At 71.9% G+C, this 6,180-nt stretch carries 2 protein-coding genes; both read right to left on the bottom strand.

The window, feature by feature from the left end; genetic code table 11:
- On the bottom strand, positions 1-1,939 hold a 1,939-nt coding region (locus tag MKD38_RS30080), incomplete at its 3' end, for a condensation domain-containing protein (protein ID WP_252682400.1).
- On the bottom strand, positions 1,940-6,180 hold a 4,241-nt coding region (locus MKD38_RS30075; protein ID WP_252682398.1), incomplete at its 5' end, for a non-ribosomal peptide synthetase. It lies immediately after the preceding gene.

Raw genomic sequence — 6,180 nt, 5'->3', positions numbered from 1 at the left:
CGGGCTGCTGCGCCAGCGGCGCGATGCCCTCATTGACCGTATCCAGCGTCAGTACCGGCAGCGCGGCCGGCGCGGGCAGCGCATCGAGCAGCGCGGACTCGGTGACCAGCAGCCGGATCGCGCTGTCGTCGAACAGGTAGGCCAGCCGGTCCCTGGGATAGGCGGGATCGAACGGCACGTAGGCGGCGCCGCTGCGCATCACCGCCAGCAGCGCGACGATCAGGTCGGGCGAGCGCGACAAGGCGATGCCAACGCGATCCTCGGCGCCGATGCCGCGCGCGCGCAGCACGGCGGCGAGGCGGTCGGCGCGGGCCAGCAGCTCGCCGTAGCGCAGCACCTGGTCGCCGCAGATCACGGCGACGGCGTCGGGGTGGGCCGCGGCGTGGCGGGCGATGTGGGCGTGCACCGGCAGGGTCTCGCCGGCGGGCGGCTTGCCCTGGCCCAGCGCCAGCAGGCTGCGGTGTTCGGACTCGTCAAGCAGGTCCACCGCATCGAGCGATTGTTCCTGAGCGTCGGCCAGCCGGCTCAGCAGCCGCACGTAATGGCGCGCAAGCCGCTCCGCGGTGCCGGCGTCGAACAGTTCCGCGGCATAGTGGAAGCAGGCATGGACCTGGCCATCGCTGTCCTCGCGCGTGTCGAGCGTCAGCTCCAGCGCCGTGCTGCGCTCGCCCACCGGCGCGCTTTCGAGTTCGAGGTCCGGCAGCGACACGCGCGCCGCGCGGTCGCCGCGGCGGTGGTTGTGCACCACCTGGAACAGCGGGTGGTAGCTGACGCTGCGCTCGGGCTGCAGCGCTTCCACCAGTTGCTCGAAAGGCAGGTCCTGGTGCGCCTGCGCGCCCAGCACGGCTTCGCGGGTCTGGCCGAGCAGCGCGGACAGCGGCTGGCTGCCGTCAAGTTGCGCGCGCACGATCTGTGTATTGACGAACAGGCCTACCACGCGCTCGGTTTCGATCCGGTTGCGGCCGGCCACCGGCACCCCCACGCACAGGTCGCGGCTGCCGGTATAGCGGTACAGCAGTGCCTGGAAGCCGGCCAGCAAGGCTATGAACAGCGTGCCGCCGCCGGCTTGCGCCCGTTGGCGCAGCGCATCGGCGAGCGTGGCGGGGATGGCGATCTCGCAGCGCTGCGCGCGGTAGGCCGCCACGGCGGGGCGCGCACGGTCGGTTGGCAGCGCCAGCACGCCGGGCGCGCCCTCCAGGGTTGCGCGCCACCAGGCCAGTTGCCGCGCCTGCTCGCCGGCCTCGAGCCAGTTGCGCTGCCACACCGCATAGTCGGTATAGCCGATCGCCGGCGCGGCCTCGGGCAGCGCCTGGCCGAGCCGCTGCGCGCGGTAGGCCGCTGCCAGCTCGTCGATCAGCAACTGCAGCGACCAGCCGTCCGAGACGATATGGTGCATCGCTAGCACCAGCCGGTGGTGCCGCGCGCCCAGGCGCAGCAAGTGCACGCGCAGCAACGGCGCGCGGCCCAGGTCGAACGGCGCTTCAGCGATCGCCGCGGCTTGCGCATCGGCGCTGCCGGGGTCGGCCGACAAGTCAGTCAACGGCAGCTCGATGCTGACTTCGGCATGCACATGCTGCCGTACCTTGCCATCAGCGTCCGCCAGGAACACCGTGCGCAGGGCTTCATGGCGCTGCGCCAGCGCGGCAAACGCTGCCCGCAGCGCGCCGGCGTCGAGTTCGCCGTGCAGTTCCACGCGGCTGCTGATGTGGTAGGCCGCGCTGTCCGGCGCGAAGCGGTGCAGGAACCACTGGCGCTGCTGCGCGTACGACAGCGGCGCATCGTAGCCGGCGGCAGTATCGGGCCGCGGCAGCGCGGGGATCGGCAATTGCGAGAATGCGATGCCTTGCCCGGCCATCTTGTCGAGAAAGGCGCGGCGCAGGGCCGGCGCCAGCGTGGCAAAGCGCGCGGCCAGGCGGGCCGCGGTGTTGGCTTCGATCATTCAGACTGACTCCAGGGTATTGACGAATGCTTCCAGTTCCAGCAGGGCGGCTTCGTCGGCATGGCGTTGCTGCGCCGGCAGCGCCGCGGCCAGCTCGGCCAGCGTGGCGGCGCCGAACAGCAGGGCCAGCGGCACCTCGATGCCAAGTTCGCCCTGGATCCGGGACAGAAGCTGGACGGCCAGCAGCGAATGGCCGCCCAGTGCGAAGAAGTTGTCGTGGCGGCCCACCGCGGGCACCTGCAGCAGCGCTTGCCAGATGCCGGCGAGACGGATCTCGAGATCGCCTTGCGGTGCTTCCCGCTCCGCCGCCGCGGAGGGCGCGGTGGCGTCCGGCGCCGGCAGCGCGCGGCGGTCCAGCTTGCCGTTGGCGGTGAGCGGCAGCGCGTCGAGCAGCACGATGGCGGCCGGCACCATATGCGGTGGCAACGTGGCGGCCAGCGCGCGGCACAGCGCGGCGGGATCGGGCCGGGCATCCGCTAGCGGCACCGCGTAGCCGACCAGTTGCATGCCGCCGGCGGCGGGCGCGGCGACCACCGCCGCCTCGCGCACCTGCGGCAGCGCCGTAAGCTGCGCCGCGACTTCGCCCGGCTCGATGCGGAAACCACGGATCTTGACCTGGTCGTCGATGCGGCCCAGGTACTCGAACACGCCGTCGGCGCCGCGCCGAACGCGGTCGCCGGTGCGGTACAGGCGCGCGCCGTCGCGGGCGAACGGATCGGGCACGAAGCGGTCTGCCGTCAATGCCGTGCGGCCGAGGTAGCCGCGCGCCAGCGCGGCCCCGCCGACATAGAGTTCACCGGCGATGCCGTCGGGCAGCGGGCACAGGTCTGGGTCCAGCACGTACGCGCCGGTGCCGGCGAGCGGCTGCCCCAATGGCAAGCCAACGCCGGGCTGCGGCGTGGTGCCGGCCACGTGCACGAGCACGCCGACGGTGGTCTCGGTCGGCCCGTAGTGATTGACCAGCCGGCACCCCGGCCGGGCAGCGTGGAGGCGCGCGCGCAGCGCCGCGTCGGTGGCTTCGCCGCCCAGCACCAGGGTGTGTCCGGGCAGCACGTCGGCCAGCGGTACCCCGGCCGCCTGCGCGCCGTCGAGCAAGGCTCGCAGGTGGCCGGGCACGATCTTGAGCACGCCGATGCGGTGCTGCGCCATGTAGCGCGCAAACGCCGCGGCGTCGAACACGCAGCGGCGCGCCGGCAGGTGCAGCGCGCCGCCGCTGGCCAGCGCACCGAACAGCACCGTATGGCCAAGATCGGCCGCCGGCGTCGACACCATCGCCATGCGCGACGCCGGCGCCAGCGCCAGTTGCGACAGCACGCCGCGCAGGTAATGCGCCAGCGCCCCGTGCGAGACGCCCACGCCCTTGGGCCGTCCGGTGGAGCCCGAGGTGTAGATCACATAGGCCAGGTGGTGCGGATGCAGCGCCAGCGACGGGTTGGCGTGATCGCCGTCGTACAGGGACGGCGCGCTCAGGTCGATCACCGGCACGGCCGCGGGCAACGGCGCGATGGCGTCGGGCCGCTGCGCCAGCAGCATCGCCACGCCGCTGTCCTCGATCATGTAGGCCAGGCGGTCGGCGGGATAGCCCGGATCGAACGGCACGTAGGCGCCGCCGGCCTTGAGGATGGCAAGCAGCGCGACGACCAGTTCGACGGAGCGTTCGGCCAGCACACCAACCGGCACGTCCGGGCCTACCCCTTGTGCGACCAGACGATGCGCCAGGGCGTTGGCGCGGACATTGAGTTCGCGGTAGCTGAGTTGCACGTCGTCCGCAGCCAGCGCCACGGCATCCGGTGCTGAGGCCGAATGGGCTTCGAAGCGATGGTGGGCAAGTTGGGCCGCAGTCGCTGCGGCTGCCAGGGGCGCGTCAGCCGTAGCGAGGCCGATCCGGCCCAGTGGGCGAGTCGCGTCGGCGGCCAGCTGGCGCAGCACCGCAAACAGGCTGTGCGCCAGCATTCGCGCCTGCGCTTCGCCGAGCACGGCGCGGTCGAAGCGGCAGGTCAGGCGCAGCGTGTCGGTGTGCGCGAACACCAGCGCCAGCGGATAGTTGGTCTCGGCGCGGTTGCCGATGCCGGAGAACGCCAGGCCGGCAGGCGTGCGGCGCAGCGCGGCATCGACCGGGTAGTTCTCGAACACCACGATCGAATCGAACAGGGCCTGGCCACCCTGGCCGGCCCAGCGCTGGATGTCGTAGAGCGGGGTGTGCTCGTGCTCGCGCAGCGCCAGGTTCAGCGCCTGTACCTCGCGCAGCCAGTCGCCCACCGCTTGCTGCGGACGCGGCGACGCGATCACCGGCAGCGTATTGATGAACAGCCCCAGCATCTGCTGCGCGCCCGGCAGCTCGGCCGGGCGGCCGGCCACAGTGGCGCCGAAGGCCACGCACGACTGGCCGGTGCAGCGCTGCAGCAGCAACAGCCAGGCAGCCTGCACCAGCGTGTTCAGCGTGACCTTCTGCGCGCGGGCAAAGGTGGCCAGCGCGGTGGTCTCTGCGGCGTCGAGTTCGTGGTGATGCTCGCCCTGGCCCTGGCCCTGGCCTTGTCCTTGTTCCGGGGCCGGCAGTGCCGCCAGCAGGCGCGTCGGTGCATCGAGCGGTGCCAGCTGCGCCTTCCAGAAGGCTTCGCCGGCGGCGGCATCGCGCGACTGCAGCCAGCCGATATAGTCGGCAAAGCGGCCGCCGCTGGCGGGCAGCGTTTCGCCGGCGTAGTGGCGCAGCACTTCACCGAGCAGCTGCGCGGTGCTCCAGCCGTCGAGCAGCAGGTGATGCACGGTCCAGACCAGATGATGGCGATGCGCGCCGGTGCGCAGCAGTGCCACGCGCATCAGCGGCGGGCGCTCGAGGTCGAAGCGCCGGGCCAGTTCGGCGGCGGCAAAGCGGTCCAGCCCGGCCGCGTCGCGGCCGGTCCAATCTTCGGTAGTCACCGGCAGCCGCGCCGAACGGGCCACCCACTGCAGCGGCTGTTCGCCGCGATGCAGGAAGCCGCAGCGCAGGCTGTCGTGGCGCGCCAGCGCGGCCTGCCATGCCGCGATAAAGCGCGCCGGATCGAGCCCGTCGATATCGACACGCAACTGGTTGGTATAGGCGCTGCCCGCGGGCGCCAGCACGCTGTGGAACAGCATGCCGGCCTGCATCGGCGACAGCGGGTAGAGATCCTGCACCTGCGCCGGGTCGAGCTTCAGGGCGTCCAGCCCGCCCTGCGTCAGCCGCGCCAGCGGGAAGTCGCTCGGGGTGAAGCCCGCGGCGCCCGCATTGCAGTGGGCAATCAGTGCTTCCAGCTCCTTGCGCACGGCTTCGGCGAGTCGGCGAACCGTCTCTGCCCGATGGCGTGCCCGGCTGAAGGCCAGCGTCAGCCGCAGTTCGCCATCCAGCACCTGTCCGTTGACCGAAAGCGGATGCGACAGCGTGGCTGCGGGATCCTGGCTGGCGCCCGCGCTGTCCCCCGAGAGCCGCCACGGGCTGTCGTCGGCGAAGCTGGCGTCGAGCTGGCCCAGGTAGTTGAACACCACTTCAGGCTTGGGCACATCGGCCAGCGCGGTCTGTTGCGCGGGCGAGCCGAAGCGGCGCAGCAGGCCGAAGCCGATGCCATCACCCGGCACCGCGCGCAATTGCTCCTTGACCCTCTTGATCGCATCATCGAGCGCGCCGCTGCCATCGAGCACGACCGGGAACAGGGTCGTGAACCAGCCGACGGTGCGGCTCAGGTCGAGGGTATCGTCGACACCGGCGACACGGCCATGGCTTTCCAGGTCGATCAGCACTTGCTGGCGGCCGCTCCAGCCCGCCAGCGCTCGCGCCAGTGCGGTCAGCAGCAAGTCGTTGACGCGCGTGCGGTACGCCGCTGGGGCGCGCTGCAGCAGCGCCTGGGTCAGTTCGGCCGGCAGCGTCAGCGTGACGGTGTCGCGTTCGGCGATGGTAAGGGCGCCCGTCGGTTCGTCGCAAGGCAGGCTGGCATCGGCTTGCGCCAGCGCCCGCCAGTGCGGCAGTTCGGCGTCGCGCATGGCGGCATTGGCGCGCAGCGCCTGCGACCAGCGCTGGTACGACGCGGTGCGTGCGGGCAGCACGGCAGGCTGGCCTTGCCGGCGTTGCTGGTAAGCGTCGCGCAGATCCTCGACCAGCACGCGCCACGACACGCCATCGACCACCAGGTGATGGATCACCAGCAGCAATTGCCAGCGCTCGCCACCTTGCAGCGCGACGGCTCGCAGCAGCGGCCCTTCGGCCAGATCGAGGCTGCGCTGGGCGGCTG

It is taken from the genome of Cupriavidus sp. WGlv3, from assembly GCF_023952475.1.
Classification (GTDB): domain Bacteria; phylum Pseudomonadota; class Gammaproteobacteria; order Burkholderiales; family Burkholderiaceae; genus Cupriavidus; species Cupriavidus phytorum.
The sequence above is the reverse complement of the archived record's forward strand: the minus strand, read 5'-3'. Positions and strand labels throughout refer to the sequence as shown.